At 37.7% G+C, this 16,249-nt stretch carries 16 protein-coding genes and 2 riboswitches; of the genes, 10 read left to right on the top strand and 6 right to left on the bottom strand.

Going from position 1 to position 16,249, the window contains the following annotated elements; all coding sequences use genetic code 11:
* The first annotated feature begins 40 nt into the window (after positions 1–40).
* From iolD to LAV82_RS25285, 4 genes are all read left to right on the top strand, one after another.
* On the top strand, positions 41–1,975 hold the full coding sequence (gene iolD, locus LAV82_RS25300) for a 3D-(3,5/4)-trihydroxycyclohexane-1,2-dione acylhydrolase (decyclizing) (protein ID WP_499717172.1): 1,935 nt from the start codon (positions 41–43) through the stop codon (positions 1,973–1,975).
* Between the two features lie 84 nt (positions 1,976–2,059).
* The gene (gene iolE / locus LAV82_RS25295; protein ID WP_013055224.1) at positions 2,060–2,956 is read left to right on the top strand and encodes a myo-inosose-2 dehydratase; all 897 of its coding nucleotides are present in this window, start codon (positions 2,060–2,062) and stop codon (positions 2,954–2,956) included.
* Positions 2,957–3,016: 60 nt separating this feature from the next.
* Positions 3,017–4,042, top strand: a complete 1,026-nt coding sequence (locus LAV82_RS25290) for a LacI family DNA-binding transcriptional regulator (RefSeq protein ID WP_499717171.1) — start codon at positions 3,017–3,019, stop codon at positions 4,040–4,042.
* A 134-nt stretch (positions 4,043–4,176) separates the two neighbouring features.
* The gene (locus LAV82_RS25285; protein ID WP_499717170.1) at positions 4,177–4,965 is read left to right on the top strand and encodes a 5-deoxy-glucuronate isomerase; all 789 of its coding nucleotides are present in this window, start codon (positions 4,177–4,179) and stop codon (positions 4,963–4,965) included.
* Positions 4,966–5,220: 255 nt separating this feature from the next.
* Here the strand turns inward: LAV82_RS25285 and LAV82_RS25280 are convergent, their stop codons facing one another.
* The 3 genes from LAV82_RS25280 to LAV82_RS25270 form a co-directional block, all read right to left on the bottom strand.
* On the bottom strand, positions 5,221–5,439 hold the full coding sequence (locus tag LAV82_RS25280; protein WP_013055227.1) for a hypothetical protein: 219 nt from the start codon (positions 5,437–5,439) through the stop codon (positions 5,221–5,223).
* Positions 5,440–5,787: 348 nt separating this feature from the next.
* Complete coding sequence (locus LAV82_RS25275) at positions 5,788–6,654, bottom strand: YitT family protein (RefSeq protein WP_013055229.1); 867 nt, start codon at positions 6,652–6,654, stop codon at positions 5,788–5,790.
* A 382-nt stretch (positions 6,655–7,036) separates the two neighbouring features.
* Positions 7,037–7,447, bottom strand: a complete 411-nt coding sequence (locus tag LAV82_RS25270; RefSeq protein WP_013055230.1) for an Lrp/AsnC family transcriptional regulator — start codon at positions 7,445–7,447, stop codon at positions 7,037–7,039.
* 196 nt (positions 7,448–7,643) lie between these two features.
* A riboswitch (PreQ1 riboswitch) is annotated at positions 7,644–7,688 on the top strand.
* A 9-nt stretch (positions 7,689–7,697) separates the two neighbouring features.
* On the opposite strand from LAV82_RS25270, the gene LAV82_RS25265 reads away from it, so the two are divergent.
* Positions 7,698–8,186: a QueT transporter family protein gene (locus LAV82_RS25265; protein WP_029320702.1), complete on the top strand. Its 489-nt coding sequence runs from the start codon at positions 7,698–7,700 to the stop codon at positions 8,184–8,186.
* 436 nt (positions 8,187–8,622) lie between these two features.
* Entirely contained in the window at positions 8,623–8,961 is a 339-nt protein-coding gene (locus LAV82_RS25260) for a hypothetical protein (protein WP_499717169.1), read from the top strand.
* 565 nt (positions 8,962–9,526) lie between these two features.
* Here LAV82_RS25260 and LAV82_RS25255 read toward each other — a convergent pair.
* Positions 9,527–10,963 (bottom strand): DHA2 family efflux MFS transporter permease subunit, encoded by a 1,437-nt coding sequence (locus LAV82_RS25255; protein ID WP_211078886.1) that lies wholly within the window; start codon positions 10,961–10,963, stop codon positions 9,527–9,529.
* Positions 10,964–10,984: 21 nt separating this feature from the next.
* Complete coding sequence (locus LAV82_RS25250) at positions 10,985–11,560, bottom strand: TetR/AcrR family transcriptional regulator (RefSeq protein WP_013055235.1); 576 nt, start codon at positions 11,558–11,560, stop codon at positions 10,985–10,987.
* Positions 11,561–11,899: 339 nt separating this feature from the next.
* On the opposite strand from LAV82_RS25250, the gene rluF reads away from it, so the two are divergent.
* The gene (gene rluF / locus LAV82_RS25245) at positions 11,900–12,607 is read left to right on the top strand and encodes a 23S rRNA pseudouridine(2604) synthase RluF (protein ID WP_211078930.1); all 708 of its coding nucleotides are present in this window, start codon (positions 11,900–11,902) and stop codon (positions 12,605–12,607) included.
* A 36-nt stretch (positions 12,608–12,643) separates the two neighbouring features.
* Here rluF and LAV82_RS25240 read toward each other — a convergent pair whose 3' ends face one another.
* The gene (locus LAV82_RS25240) at positions 12,644–13,597 is read right to left on the bottom strand and encodes a TRM11 family SAM-dependent methyltransferase (protein WP_211078887.1); all 954 of its coding nucleotides are present in this window, start codon (positions 13,595–13,597) and stop codon (positions 12,644–12,646) included.
* Positions 13,598–13,857: 260 nt separating this feature from the next.
* On the opposite strand from LAV82_RS25240, the gene LAV82_RS25235 reads away from it, so the two are divergent.
* From LAV82_RS25235 to ftsZ, 3 genes are all read left to right on the top strand, one after another.
* Positions 13,858–14,016, top strand: coding sequence for a hypothetical protein (locus LAV82_RS25235; protein ID WP_013055238.1), 159 nt, complete (start codon positions 13,858–13,860; stop codon positions 14,014–14,016).
* 154 nt (positions 14,017–14,170) lie between these two features.
* Positions 14,171–14,560: a tautomerase family protein gene (locus LAV82_RS25230; protein ID WP_013081615.1), complete on the top strand. Its 390-nt coding sequence runs from the start codon at positions 14,171–14,173 to the stop codon at positions 14,558–14,560.
* Between the two features lie 359 nt (positions 14,561–14,919).
* A complete protein-coding gene (ftsZ, locus tag LAV82_RS25225; protein WP_013055240.1) occupies positions 14,920–15,924 on the top strand; it encodes a cell division protein FtsZ in 1,005 nt (334 codons plus the stop codon).
* A gap of 2 nt (positions 15,925–15,926) precedes the next feature.
* Positions 15,927–16,119: riboswitch (cobalamin riboswitch) on the top strand.
* Positions 16,120–16,249 lie beyond the last annotated feature (130 nt).

Here is a 16,249-nt window from a genome sequence, read left to right as displayed (position 1 = left end):
TTTTAAAATCGCAATCTAGTACTAGAAGGGAGAAAGAAGCATGGAAACAGTTAGAATGACGACGGCACAAGCATTAGTGAAGTTTTTAAATCAGCAGTATGTTGAATTTGATGGAAAGCAGCATCAGTTTATTAACGGGATTTTTACAATTTTCGGGCACGGAAATGTGGTAGGTCTTGGGCAAGCTTTGGAAGAAGACCCAGGAAATCTAGATGTATATCAAGGACGTAATGAACAAGGAATGGCCAATGCAGCGATGGCTTTTGCAAAACAAAAACATCGAAAGCAGATTATGGCTTGCACATCTTCAGTGGGGCCAGGTTCAGCAAATATGGTTACAACGGCAGCCACTGCTTCAGCTAATAATATTCCAGTTTTGCTGCTTCCTGGTGATGTATTTGCAACTAGACAGCCGGATCCCGTTTTGCAGCAAATTGAACAGTCATATGATTTATCTATTTCTACAAACGATGCTTTTCGACCAGTGAGTAAGTACTGGGATCGCGTAAGCCGCCCTGAACAATTGATGACAGCTATGATTAATGCGATACGTGTGTTAACGAATCCAGCAGATACGGGAGCTGTAACTATTTGTTTGCCTCAAGATGTGCAGGGAGAAGCATGGGATTTTCCAGCTTATTTCTTCCAAAAGCGCGTTCACCGCATTGAGCGCCGCCTTCCGACTAGGGACAGTCTAGCAGATGCAATTCAATTAATGAAAACAAAGAAAAAGCCAATCATCATTTGCGGAGGAGGCGTTCGGTATTCAGAAGCTGCAAAAGAGTTAAAACAATTTGCAAGTGAGTTCCATATTCCATTTGGAGAAACTCAAGCAGGGAAAAGTGCCGTTGAAAGTGACTATCGCTATAATCTGGGCGGAATAGGTGTAACAGGGAACTCAGCTGCTAATACAATCGCTAAAGAAGCAGATTTAGTAATTGGAGTAGGCACTCGATTTACTGATTTTACAACAGCATCTAAACAGCTTTTTCAACATCCCAACGTGCAATTTCTTACCATTAACACGTCTGAATTTCATGCAAATAAACTTGATGCCGTGAAACTTGTAGCTGATGCAAAAGAAGGGTTGCTTGCTCTTAGGGAAGAGCTAAAATCAATTGGCTATCAGTCTGTTTATACAACAGAAATTACAAGTGCTAAAGACGCATGGGATACAGAATTAGAGCGTCTACATAGCATACGTTTTACTGGTGCAGATTTTGTTCCGGAAATACAAGGTCATTTAGATGAAAGCTTAGCTGAATATGTAGAATCACTTGGTACTCAATTAACGCAAACAGAAGTAATTGGAGAGGTGAATAAGCTCCTTGATGACAACTCCGTCATTGTTGGTGCAGCAGGAAGTCTTCCAGGCGACTTACAGAGAATGTGGAAGTCTACTAAACCTAATACCTATCATATGGAATATGGATATTCATGTATGGGATATGAAGTATCAGGCGCACTTGGAGTTAAGCTGGCAGAACCAGCTAAAGAAGTGTATGCGATGGTTGGAGATGGAAGCTATCAAATGCTTCATTCAGAGCTTATTACAAGCCTTCAAGAAAGAAAGAAGATAAACATTTTACTGTTTGATAACTCAGGCTTCGGGTGCATTAATAACCTTCAAATGTCAAACGGTATGGGTAGCTTTGGCACAGAGTTTCGTTATCGAAACGATGAAACAGGAAAACTAAACGGAAACGTGATGAAAATTGATTTTGCAGCCAGCGCCGCAGGCTACGGTGTAAAAACGTATCGCGTAAGTTCTCTTGAAGAATTAAAAACGGCGATAGAAGATGCACAAAAACAAGAGGTTTCTACGCTAATTGATATTAAAGTGCTGCCAAAAACTATGACGAACGGTTATGAATCATGGTGGCATGTAGGAGTAGCAGAGGTATCTAAAAATCAGCATGTACAGGAAGCTTATGAAGATAAGGTGAAAAACCTTGAAATGGCAAGAGTTTATTAAGGAGTAGGAGAAAATGAGGTTGTTGAAGAGAAACATTCGATAAATATAAAAGAGGTTTTAATTTTATATAAGGGAGAGGAAGAGATGTTCAAGGAAAATACGGTCAAACTGGGGATTGCTCCAATTGGTTGGACAAACGATGATATGCCTGAGCTAGGAGCTGAAAATACATTTGAACAGTGTATCAGTGAGATGGCCTTAACCGGTTTTAAAGGAAGTGAGGTAGGAAATAAATATCCGCGAAATGTTTCAATCTTAAAAAAGGCATTATCGCTTCGAAATTTGGAAATTGCAAGTGCCTGGTTTAGTACATTTTTAACAACAAAGCCGCTGGAAGAAACGGTGACGCCATTTATTGAACATCGCGATTTTTTATACGAAATGGGAGCAAAAGTAATTGTTGTGTCTGAACAAGGGCACAGCATTCAAGGGCTGCTGGATGTTCCTTTATTTAAAGAAAAGCCTGTGTTCACATCGCAAGAGTGGAACAGACTTGCAGAAGGCCTGCACCATCTTGGGAAACTGGCACGAGAGAAAGATATGCATATTGTCTATCATCACCATATGGGCACAGGTGTACAAACAACAGAAGAAATTGAGCAGCTAATGGAGCTTACCAATCCGGAGCTTGTTTCGCTGCTATTTGATACTGGTCATCTTGTCTTTTCAGGAGAAGAACCTCTTTATATCTTAAAAAAATATCTGCACCGTATTAAGCATGTTCATTTAAAGGATATTCGTCAAGAAGTAGTTGATCGAGTCAAAGAACAAGACTTGAGCTTCTTGCAAGCGGTAAAAGAAGGAGCCTTTACTGTTCCAGGTGACGGAGCTATTGAATTTGATGAGGTATTTACTACGCTTGCTACTTCGGATTATAGCGGATGGTTTGTCGTAGAAGCAGAACAGGATCCAGCCCTTGCTAATCCTTTTGAATATGCTTTAAAAGCAAGAAACTTTATTAAAGAAAAAAGCGGTCTTTAATTTCCATTGTAAAAGATTTTACGCCTTTTATGTGTTTATGAAAGGAAAGGAGGAGAGGAAATGAAGCCAACCATTTATAGTGTGGCTGAAGAAGCAGGTGTATCAATTTCTACCGTATCAAAAGTCATCAATCAAACCGGTCATATTAGTGAAAGAACAAGACAAAAAGTAATTGAGGTTATGGCGCAGTTGAATTACCATCCAAGCGTCGTAGCATCTGCTTTAACAGGAAAACCCACTAAAACGATTGGGCTTCTCGTACCTGACATCTCCAACCCTTTTTTTGCCGATTTGGCAAGAAGCATAGAAGACCGAAGTCATGAGCGAGGTTTCCATGTTGTAATGTGCAATACCGATAACGATGCGGAAAAAGAGAAAAAATATCTATCGCTGTTAATACGTCAGAGAATCGACGGTTTAATTGTAGCTTCTGCTTTTCGCAATGCTAATCTTTTAAAAAATATGCTTAAGCAAGATATACCGATTAGCGTTATTGCTTCAGAAATTCCTCACATATCCGTTAATACAGTGACAGTGGATGACTACAAAGGGAGCTATTTAGCGACTGATTATTTGTTGTCTTTGCATCATAAAAAAATTGCGGTTATTACAGAAAATGCAAAAAGTAATCACGCCCGTTTAGATGCTTTTCGAGAAGTTATGCAAGAAAATGGAATCATCGTGCCCCCTCAGCACGTTATTACGACCGAAGCAAGTATTCAAAAAGGATATGAAAGTGCTAAGCAAATTTTTTCAATGAAGGAGAAAGTGACGGCTATTTTTGCTTGTAACGATTTACTGGCTATCGGCGTTATGCAAGCCGCAAAGGAACTCAAAATTGATGTGCCGCAAGACTTATCAGTGATTGGCTTTGATAATACGGTTCTTTCTACTACCATCACGCCCATGTTGACAACGGTAGCACAGCCGACAAAAGAAATGGCTGTAAACGTAGTGGATTTGCTGGTTAGAGAAATGAAATATCCAGCGATGCATAAAGAACATTTGCTTCTTGAGCCAAAATTGATTGTTCGGAAATCAACAGCTCCGTTACGAAGGGAAGCCACAGCATCTACAAATAATTGAACACAATCAAGAATATTGCCGTTAATAAAAAATCCTCATAGTCACATATTCAAAAGAATTTAGAGAGTCTATGAAGAAAAAATGAGTAATTAGTAAATTCTTATTGCGCTACTACATAAAGGAGGAATTTAAGCATGTTAGGTAAATTAGGTGAATTAAATAAAGGATACAACGTACTTACAGAAATGACCGGTCAGTACAAAGATATGCTGATGGATATTGGGATTTATAAAATGGCCCAAGGAAAAGAGGAAACTTTACTAGACAGTAGCAGTGAAACGGCTATTCTTTTACTAGAAGGAAAGGTAAAGCTAGAGTGGGAAGGCCATTCGAAAGAAATTCAGCGCCAGTCCCTATTTGAAGAAGAGCCGTGGTGTTTGCACGTTTCAAAAAATGTGGAGGTTAAAATTACCGGGTTTGCCGATAGTGAAGTGCTAATTCAAAAAACGGATAATGAAAAAGAGTTTTCATCAAAATTATATACGCCTGAAGATTGTCAAAACACAGTGGCTGGTGAAGGAGTATGGGAAGGTACTGCTCAGCGCGTAATTCGAACAATTTTTGACTACAATAACGCTCCTTACTCTAACCTTGTTATTGGAGAAGTTATTTCTTATCCAGGAAGATGGTCGAGTTATCCGCCTCATCATCATGACCAGCCCGAAGTGTATTACTATCGTTTTGACAAGCCCCAAGGATTTGGCTGCGCAATGGTTGGAGAAGATGCGTACCGTGTAGTTGATAATAGTTTTATTACAATTCCTGGTGAATTGGATCATCCTCAAGCAACGGCTCCTGGCTATGCGATGTACTTCTGCTGGATGATTCGCCATCTCGACAATAATCCGTGGACAGACCGTATTATGGAAGAAGAGCATAAGTGGTTATTAGAGCCGGATGCAAAAATTTGGCCTGAAAAATAAAGAAAGATCTTTATACGAAATGGGTTTCAAATGTTGAAAAACCTCGAATAAAAAATAATTATGCGTAAAATAATAGTTTATTTTTGTAAAATATGTTTTTATATGTTAAAATGTAGCTTGTATTAATATTCAGGCGATGATATCGCTCTTTGCTGCAGATTCCTTTTTAGGAATCTCTTTTTTTTGGAAACTGAAGCAAAAGATACAGACGATTCGTATATAAATTAAAAGGAAAAGGAGATAAGCGTAAGCCGCTTATCTCCTTTTCTTTTTAGCGTTATCTAACGCTAAGTTCTTTTTCACTACTTTTTCTAAAGCAACTTCCACGTGAACATTTTTTTCATCGATGTCATTCACAAGCACGACGGTTCCTTTTCGTCCTTTAATCTTTAAATCATCACCCGTAGAAGGAATGTTTTCCCTCAGCTGGCTTAATAGAAGCTTTCTGTTTTCAAAAAAGTGGACAGCCACCATTTTATCTCACCTAATTTCATATGATATGTGTGATACAAAGATGTGTATATGAAATCCTTCCTATACATTATGTCGTCAGGGGTGGTTTTAGAACACATTGAATAGACAATTGTTGCATTGATATATGAAATAAATAGGAGGGCATAGTTATAAATCTCCTATCCTTGGACATACTTATACTACTAATCTAAAAAGGATGTGGATGAAAATGAAGGTGGCTATAGGATTAAGTGTATTTACGGTCGTTACAGGAGCAATTGCGTTAGGGTCGGTTTACTTTTTAGCAGGTATCTTTTCGTTTTTCTTAACGGTTTTTTCATAAAAAAATCCACCAAGAGGTGGATTTTTTTATTTAGCAGCGGCTTTTGTTTCATGAGGCGAATTGCCGATAAATCCAAATTTTCCGCCGACAACTTCTTTTACTTCGTGGATGACAATAAAAGAATTCGGGTCAATCTGCTGGATTTTCTTTTTAATTTTTAATAACTCGTTCTTTTTAATAACAACGTAAATAATACGTTTATCTTTGTTGGCGTAGTAGCCATATCCGTAAAAGATGGTAGCTGCATTTCCAAATTCACTGGTGATGACTTGTGCTATGTCTTTGTATTGATCAGACATAATCGTCATTGCTTTTTTGTTGTGGAAACCTTCAATAACGACATCTACGATTTTGGCACAAAGATAGACGAATATAAAAGTATAGAGTGTGTTGTTGACGCCAATAGCAAAAACCGATGCTAAAATAATGACGCTGTCCATATAGAACATGCTTTTAGAAATATTATAGCCTTTTGTATAGTTTAATAAATAAGCTAAAAGAGTTGTTCCACCGGTAGATCCATCTGCGATAAAAATGAGAGCAAGTCCTGTTCCCATTAGTAAAGCCCCGAATACAATTCCTAAAATCATGTCGTGAACGTGAAAAGGAATATAGCTGACTAGACCGAGGAAAACGGACGTCATGACGGCTCCTAGAATCGTATAAAGAATCGTTTTTTTGGTTAGAAATTTATAGGCTAAGGCAATAAATATAAGGTTTACAAGAAATGTGCTGATACTTGTAGGGATATGAAATAAATAATATAAAACAAGAGCAATACCAACTGTACTGCCGTCACCTAATTTATTTGGAATGACGAAAAAATCAATGGATGCAGCAACTAAAAGTGCTCCAACAATAATTAAGATGATATCTTTATAGATTGTTTTCAATATACAAACCTCCTTGATTATTAGGATATTTTCACGTGGAATCTTGTTTTTACTAGTGTTTCACAAATAATGAAATAAAAAACGTCTTAGAAATTGTCTAGTTATAAAACTGATCAACTTCTAAGACGAAGAATTACGATACGTGTATAGGTCTTGATCCTGCTTTTCTATGCTTCGATGTCACCGATTATATAAACCTCTGACCGCTATGTCAACGCTGTGAGAGATGTTCAACTTTTCAAAAAATAGAAGGCGGTTTCCTACATAAAAAAAGAATCCTTTGCGATGGCGCAAAGGATTTTCAAATTTATTGGAATAGGGGGAATACGTTATTAGGATTACCATTTTCATAAATTAATATACCTTTATTTTTTAAAAAAATTTATTTGTTAATGACGATTGAAAGTTTGTAATTCACATGCTGATTTAGCTCTGTCAAAAAATCATTTAGTTCTTCATTTGAATGAAATTTGCATTCTAATAAGTAGCAGCCATCGCCGCTGATTTTAAAGTTGTTGATAACGTACTCCTGCTGACTTTCTAAAAATGTAAGGTAGGGGTGATGATGAATGCTCTGCGTATAGATATTTAAAAATGCATGGATGATGTAGCCGAGTTTTCGTTCATCAATGTTAATTGTATAGTCTTTGATAATGCCTTCATCTTCTAACTTTAATACTCTAGCAGAAGCGGCTTGTCCGGTTAAATGCACTTTTTCTCCTAATTCTTTCATCTTTATACGTCCATTTTTTGATAGCTCTTCTAGTATGCGCTTATCTGTATTGTCTAACATCGCTACAAATCCTTTCGTATTTCAAATCAAAAGGGCTAACTACTTGATGTCACCTATGTATACTGATACGTCTTTTATTTTATACTAAAGAAAAGTAAGAAAAAAGAGCAGTCAATATGCAAGATATAGAAACCGGCAGTAGTTTGTAAACAGCTAGATTGACGAAAGCTTAAGCTTGCTGTATGATTCTTTGAGTGTTTACGTGGTTCGTAACCATCCCACGTTAAAAAACTAAGGAGAGAATAGTAAGATGAATATAAGAACACTTTGCGTCAACGGTCTTTTAGCTGCTATGTATATTGCTGTCAGCATGTTAATTCAGCCGTTTGGCTTCACCAATATCCAATTTCGTATATCGGAAATGTTCAATCACTTAATTGTGTTTAATAAAAAGTACGTGTACGGCATTGTGCTAGGAGTATTTCTGACGAATTTGTTTTTTTCACCAATGGTCGCTTATGATCTGGTGTTTGGGGTAGGACAATCCGTGCTATCATTACTCATTACCATTTTTTCTATGCGCTACATTAAAAATATGTGGGCTCGTATGCTTGTTAATACACTTGTATTTACGTTCACGATGTTTATTATTGCGTTTGAACTGCACTTAGCATTTGATTTACCATTTTTCTTTACATGGTTAACAACGGCTGTTGGTGAGTTCATTGTTATGCTTGTAGGAGCACCAATTATGGCGGCAATTAATAAACGTGTACAATTTAACAAGCTAGTTGAATAAAAAAGATGCGGCTGTGATAAATCTCACAGCCGCATCTTTTTTTCTTTGTTATTCTATAGGTGTAGTGATAAACCCCTTATTTATTGAAGAGCTTTTCACGCATGGACAAATTACCCATATCTAGCATGTAAAAAGAGCAGATCGCGTTTGCGTTCTGCTCTTTTTGCTTAAGACAATAGGAAGTATCCGGTTAGATTATTTTGAAACAAGGAGTGACAAATCTCACAGCGCATTCTTTTTTCTTTTGTTACGATATACATATAGTTGGCAAACTCCTTATCGAAAAGTTTTTCGCACAACAACACATTACCTATGCGTAGCAATTAAAAAAGCAGACCGATGACGGTTTGCTTTTTTAATTGTATTTTTACCATTAAATAACTTTTTTGAGTTATGATTGTAAAATAACCTTTGTTACTAGAGAGGGGATTGTTTTTTGAATAGAAAGTTAGGAATTCTTGTTTTATTAGCGTTAGTCATCTTATTTGCCGGGTGTTCAAAAGAAGAAGACAACGTTCCTTTAAGAGAACTAGAAAAGATAAGTATTAACGTAATCAAAGAACAAAAAATGAAGCAAGGGATTTCATATGAAATGGAATTAGTAAACAAGAGCGATTTGACCATCAAACAAAATAATGTATTTTTATCGTATCCTTTAAAAATGAAAAACGGTTATTCTGATAATAAATTTAAGGTGTTAGCAGAAGGAAATAAATTAAATATCAAGCCAAAACGGCATTTCTTCCTTATAAAGGAACTAATAAAGCAGCGTTAGCTATTGATGAGCCTGACGTAAAGTGCATAGGGTATTGGAATAAGCTTGATGACTACCATCAATTTTCTTTTGGAGGATCCTTGAAGCAAGAATAATATATAACTATTTGTTAAATGGTGGAACTGAGCGTAAGGGATTGATAAAGGTGGTGAATGAACAGTGAGTGTAGACACCGATAGATTGATTAGCTTTTTTATTTTATGGGGAACACCCGCTGTTTTTAGTATAGTAGATTACTTTAAACTGAGTAAAACTGAAAAAAAGAAGCTATAAGAGACTTAACATCTGTAAAATCTATTGTAACAACAGGATTTATATTGACCGGAGGAGTTATGGCGAGTTTAGGCAAGCTGCAAGCTGTTATCTCTGCTGCCTCTGCACGTTATAGGTACTTTTATTTTAGTCATTGGTGGTGTCGTGGGCGCTATTGAAGCATGGAAGATAGAAAGAAAAGTATTGTTATCCTTGTTTTAATAGTATCTATGATTGCTCTTACATTTATAATATAAATTCTGCATGTAACAAAAGCTGCTCAAATTGTGAGCAGCTCTTATCAGTTTCTTACTTATTGTGTTTCAAGCTGCTGGTCTTTTTTCTTTAACGTAAGAGCGAGCAGGAACGAAACGACGGCGAAAGCGATGGCTACATAATAGACGGTATGAACCCCGCTTGTCATACTTTTTATTTGTAACAGCGTTTTATTCGTTTCATTTGATTGTTGAATAAAGTGCTGAGAAGCCATGGTCATAATACTTGTATACAAAGCGGGTCCAATCGCGCCTGAAACTTGGTTAATCGTATTTGAAATAGCTGAACCGTGAGCATGAAGCGGTTTTGGTACTTGATTTAAAGCAAGCGTCATCACGGGCCCGATGCTTAAACCTACGCCAATTGTAAAGGCTGCGTATAAGATGGCTGCAGTCGTCGTGCTTGTTCCGCTTGAAATAGTAGTGAACAAACTTAAGATAATTGTTAAAAGGACTAAGCCCGTTAAAAGCAGCGGTTTAAATCCAATTTTGTCAAACAAACGTCCTCCCACCATAGCTGTTAGAGCCAGCGTTACGCCGCCTGGAAGCATAAGAAACCCTGTTTGCAAAGGAGACAGTCCCGCAGCCGTTTGGAAATATAGCGGCAAAATTAACATCATTGAAAACTGAATCATCATAATAAGAAACATTAAGAAAATCGATCTTGAAAACACAGACGATCTAAAAGGCTTCATATTAATCATAGGAGAATTCAGCTTGCTTTGCTGTCTGACAAATAAAGCAAGAGCTATGACGCCAATTATGAGCGTAAGCCATACGATAGGATTACTCCATCCCGTCTCTTCACCAGCTGCGCTAAATCCATAAACAACTCCTCCAAACCCAATTGTAGAAAGAATCACAGATGGGATATGAATTGTTGGTTTAGATGTTTCAGAAACGTTACTGAGCTTGAAAAGAGCAAATAGGAAAATAAGCGCCGCTGCAATTAAAAGACCTAGAAATATAATTCGCCACGAATAATATTGAATAATTAATCCTGAAAGAACCGGTCCTATTGCCGGTGCAAATAAAATAGCTACGCTAAAAATCCCCATTACGGTGCCGCGTTTGCTAACAGGCACGAGTGTTAACATTGTGCTCATCACAAGAGGTAAAATAATGCCTGTCCCTAATGCTTGAATCATACGGCCCACAAAAAGCAGAGAAAACCATGGAGTGATAAATCCAATGAAGGACCCAATTAAGTAAAAGCTCATAGCCGTCACAAACAGCTGTCTTAATGTGAATCGTTGAATTAAGAAAGCAGACACCGGAACAGAGATGCCGATTACAAGCATATATCCGGTAGTTAACCACTGAGCTGAGCTCGTTCTAATGTGAAAATCTGAAATGATACTTGGCAAGGCCACGTTCATTACCGTTTCACTAATTAAGCATAAAAAATTTCCTAGAATCAAAATGAAAAGGATAAGCTTACTTTGTGTACTCATTTTTTCTTCTGTTTGTGTCATAAGTGACCTCCTTTTACTAAATTAATTTTTGTTTGCAAACAGCTTACCAATTTGGTCAGCTGCAATTTGCATAGGGACTGTACTATTTTTAGTTAATGAAAGAGTATAAGCACCTTCAATCCAAGACTGTATAGCTGAACCTAGCTGTCTTGCTTCCTCCTGTTCATAACCTGAACAAACTAACTTATCTGCATAAACTTGCTCCCACTCGTTATACACGTCTTCACAGGCCATACGAAGCGTTTCGTTTGATGACCATACTTCACTCGACATAGCAGCGAGAGAGATATCCGCTTCATTTTCCACTTGTTCAAACATTCGATCAGCCATCATTTTTATATGATATTGAATAGCTGCCGCGGCATCTTCATGAGAAGCGAGGGATTTTTCGATATAAGCTTTGACTCTTTCTCCCGTTTTTTGAATAGCTTCTTTTGCTAACTGTTGTTTTCCATCCGGAAAATAATAATAAATAGATCCTCTCGGAGCGCTGCTTTCTTTTGTAATTTGACTTAGACTGGTGGCGTGATAGCCTTTTTTGCGAAAAAGTTTAGCAGCTGCGCTTAAAATTTTTTCTTTTGAATTGGTTGGTTCCATGAAAACAGCTCCCTGATATAATTACTAATTGATCGGTCAGTATAATGGTAGCAACTCTATACTGATCAGTCAATCCAGACGTCTAGGTCTTGTATATAAGTGAAGATTGATGCAAGCTTCACAGGTGTAAGCATTGATTGAAATGTTAAGAATAAGGTTACAAAGTATTTTGGAGCTATACTTCTATTACTGTTAAAAAAATATGATTAAGTAATGAAATTAAAAGCAGACGAGAAGCGTATAGCATGTTACGATAGGGACGGTATAGAAATTGGCATATTTCTGTTTCTAATAGAAGAGACAAATTTTAAAATTTTTAAATGTAAGGTTGTGATTCACCTGAGACTGAATAAATTTATTAGCGAATCTGGAAAGGCGTCAAGACGCGGGGCAGATAAGTTAATTAGTGAAGGAAGAGTAACCGTTAATGGAAAGATTGCAAAAGTCGGAGATCAAGTTAAGCCTGGCGATGATATTCGAGTAAGCGGCCAACAGCTTCGGATTGCTCGAAATAATGTATATATTGCGCTTAATAAACCAGTCGGCATTACAAGTACGAGTGAAAAAAAAGTAAAGGGAAACATCATTGATTTAGTCAATCACCCTTTGCGTATTCACCACGTTGGACGGCTTGATAAGGATTCAGACGGCTTAATTTTACTTACAAATGACGGCGATATTATTAATGAAATTTTACGTGCAGAAAACAAGCATGAAAAAGAATATATTGTTGCAGTAGATAAGCCAATTACACCAGAGTTTATCAAAAACATGTCTGAGGGAGTAAAAATTTTAGGCACAAAAACGCTTCCTTGTGAAGTGACACAGCTGTCTAAGTATGAGTTTCAAATTATTTTAACACAGGGTTTAAATCGTCAAATTCGCCGTATGTGTGAAGTGCTCGGATATGAAGTATACCGCCTTCAGCGCACGCGTATTATGAATATCCATTTAAACAACTTACCTGTTGGGCAATGGAGAGATTTAACGAAAAAAGAGCGTACGCAGCTATTCAAAGAATTAGACTATGAACCTAAAGAGTGGTAAATAAAAAGACACCAGCCTGTTAGACTGGTGTCTTTTTTATTCGCATACAACTACTTGTCTAGAAAATACGCTTTTGCGCGCTACGCAGCGATCTGAAATAGAAAAGCCAGCTTCATGAATCATATGGTCAATCGTATCTACTGTAATCACGACTACTTTATCCGCAAAGCGGCGAGCGTGTTTTAAAATAGAAAGCTGATCTTCAGGCGTCGCGTGGGTGTAGAGATTGTAAGGCATGTCGATGATAGCTACATCATAGTGAGTTGTAACATCTGAAATCGGTCCAGTTTTGACATCACCGCTTAAGCCGAAATGCGCAATATTTTCACGAGATCCGTCGGTCACAAGTGGATTGATATCGCGTCCTACAATATCAATGCCCATTGAAAGGGCTTCTACAAGGACTGTACCGATACCGCAGCATGGATCAATCGCTTTGATTCCTTCAGGATTTGGAACGGCAATGTTAGCTACAGCTCTTGCAAGGCGGGTACTGAGTGCCGTAGAGTATTCACGCGGTTTCTTCAAATGATGCAGCCATACAGCTTCACTTTTTTGATATTTTCCAAAATACCAGCGTCCTTCAAATGGAACAATGCCAAACAAATGGTCAGGGTTATGCAAGTCTGCTTCTGCTACAAAATGCCAACCCACATCACGTTCAACAGCACGCTGACCTTTATAACTTATTTTTTGATCTTTTTCCAAGTCATTAATTTTCATAAAAATGAGTTTGAATGTTTGATCTCCAAGGTCAATATCTTCTACTTGTTTGCAAATATCCGCAAGGTCATCTGCTTCATACATAATATCTAATCGCTCTTTGATAAAAGGGCTTCTGCTTGGATCAAGTTTAACGGCACTTTTTATGATAGGTTTCTCAGTTTCAATTTCAAAAAGAGAGCGTCTCTCTAATTGACATAGTGAGAGTTCCTCTTCGCTGCATGCGTATGTGTAGATATACTGAGGCAGCTGCGTATGGTTATTCAATATCGTATCATCCTTTATCGTATCTAATTATCCTTCTTCTCAAACAATAGCGAGAAAAGAAGAGAAAAGCAACGAATTTAAATATATTTGGCCGTGAATACTAAATTGAAGCGCTACATAGTCCACTTATTTGACAAAACATGCTAAAATAACTGGTGGTAACCTGCATGTGATGCTTTTTATACAAAAGAACTGGATCAAGGTTTCTCAAAAATCATTTACACACTGCTGACATTTTGATGAATAGGAGAGGCTACGTGATGTCTAAAAGTGATCATGAAAAGCAACAGATGAGTCGGGCTGATATGAAAAAACAAGCCAAAACATCCTCGCAAAACCTTGTGATGAACGTACTCATTGCCATTGTATCTGTATGTATTTTAGCTCTTATTATAAATGTTTTTGTACTAATGAAATGAGCCGTTATGCTGCTCATTTCTTTTTATTAGATTCAGCTTTTATTGAAGCGTTTGAGGTCAGCACATTGTGAATAGCATATCTTTTTTTTACAAATGATAGTTGTGATATGATAAAGCAATAATACATTAGGCAAAAAGCTGGAGGTTACTTAGTATGCCATTACTTAGATTTGATGTAATAGAAGGAAGAGACGAAAAAGAGTTAAAAGCATTACTAGACGCTACTCACCGAGCGATGCTAGAAGCCTTTGGCGTCCCAGAACGCGATCGTTATCAAATTGTACATCAGCATCCTGCTCATGAAATGATTATTGAAGATACAGGTCTTGGCTTTGAGAGAAGCAAGGATTTGGTTATTATAAGTGTGACGAGCAAACAGCGAACAGAAGAGCAAAAACAAGCTCTTTACAAATTAATTGTAAAAGAGCTGGGAGAAAGCTGCGGTATTCAGCCAAACGACATTATGATTTCAATTGTTGAGAACGGTAATGCTGACTGGAGCTTTGGCATGGGAGAAGCTCAATTCTTAACTGGGAAATTATAAAACGGTTTATTATTTAGAGAAGCCCTTATTTCTAAGGGCTTTTTCTCATTTTGTCTATAAAAATATTATTCTCTTAGTCACATCTTACTCAAAATTAAATACAGACATCTGTCAAATGAATGATACAATAAGCTTATATGCCGTTTTGAGTGGGAAAACCAAAAAAGAGTTCGGCGTACTAACTTCAGAACAACAATAATTTTACATAAAGATGTAAAGATTTAAAGGTTAAAAGAGAAATGTATAAAATCTGTAAAACAAAAGAACAGTTACGCGTTAAATATAGTAGTAAAAGGTTCTTCACGTGTTTTTTCGGATAATAAGAGAAAGTAATTTTGATCATTGAGGAGGAACTTAGAATGTTTGGATTTGATGCAGATGTATCGCCATTAGTGCGAATTAAAGTAATTGGAGTCGGCGGTGGAGGAAATAACACCGTTAACCGTATGATTGAACATGGTGTACAAGGGGTAGAATTTATCGCCGTTAATACGGATGCTCAGGCGCTTAACTTATCTAAAGCAGATGTGAAAATGCAGATTGGTGCGGCCTTAACGCGAGGATTAGGTGCAGGAGCTAATCCGGAAGTAGGAAGAGAAGCAGCCGAAGAAAGCAGAGAACAAATTCAAGAAGTACTGCAAGGCGCAGATATGGTATTCGTAACAGCTGGCATGGGCGGAGGAACTGGTACTGGAGCAGCTCCGGTTATTGCCCAAATTGCCCGTGAACTAAATGCTTTAACAATTGGAGTAGTCACTCGCCCGTTCAAGTTTGAAGGAAATAAACGTACGAAGCAAGCAGTAGGCGGTATTACTGCGATGAATGAATCGGTAGATACCCTTATTGTGATTCCAAATGACCGCTTGCTTGAAATTGTCGATAAAAAGACGCCTATGCTTGAAGCATTCCGTGAAGCAGATAATGTTCTTCGCCAAGGTATTCAAGGTATTTCAGATTTAATCGCTGTTCCGGGGCTGATTAACCTTGACTTTGCTGATGTAAAAACCATCATGTCTAATCAAGGATTTGCGCTTATGGGTATCGGACGAGCTTCCGGATCAGACCGGGCAATCGAAGCAGCCAAAAAAGCGATTTCTAGTCCGCTGCTAGATGCATCGATTGATGGAGCAAGAGGCGTGCTGTTGAACATTACGAGCGGCAGTAGCTTGAGTCTTTACGAAGTACAGGAAGCAGCAGATATTGTCACGTCTGCTTCTGATCAGGACTTAAATATGATTTTTGGATCTGTGATTAATGAAGACTTAAAGGACGAAATGATGGTAACCGTTATTGCCACTGGATTTGATGATGAAGATGTTTCACCATCAGCTTCTACTTCTAGAGTTTCAAGAGCACGCTACTAAATTAAATAACAAGCTTTTATGGTGGCAATTGTTTTTTTTCAATTGCCTTAAAAGGGAATCCGGTGCAAATCCGGAGCGGTCCCGCCACTGTAACAAGGAGCCTTATGTCAAAAAGCCACTGTCTATTTAGAGACGGGAAGGCGGTATAAGGCAATGACTTGAAGCCAGGAGACCTGCCATAAATCTCAGCACACAATAACCTACGAGGATAGGGAGGTGTTTTGGCAGAATCAAAAATAAGATAAACAAGGGATACGTTTATCTGAATTTGTTGTGAAGACAAGCACTTCTTTTTAGAAGTGCTTTTTTGTGTATTAAAATAGAA

It is taken from the genome of Bacillus sp. ILBB4, from assembly GCF_035064545.1.
Lineage (GTDB): Bacteria > Bacillota > Bacilli > Bacillales > Bacillaceae_H > Priestia.
Note: the sequence above shows the minus strand (reverse complement) of the source record. Positions and strands in the feature narration are given on the sequence as shown.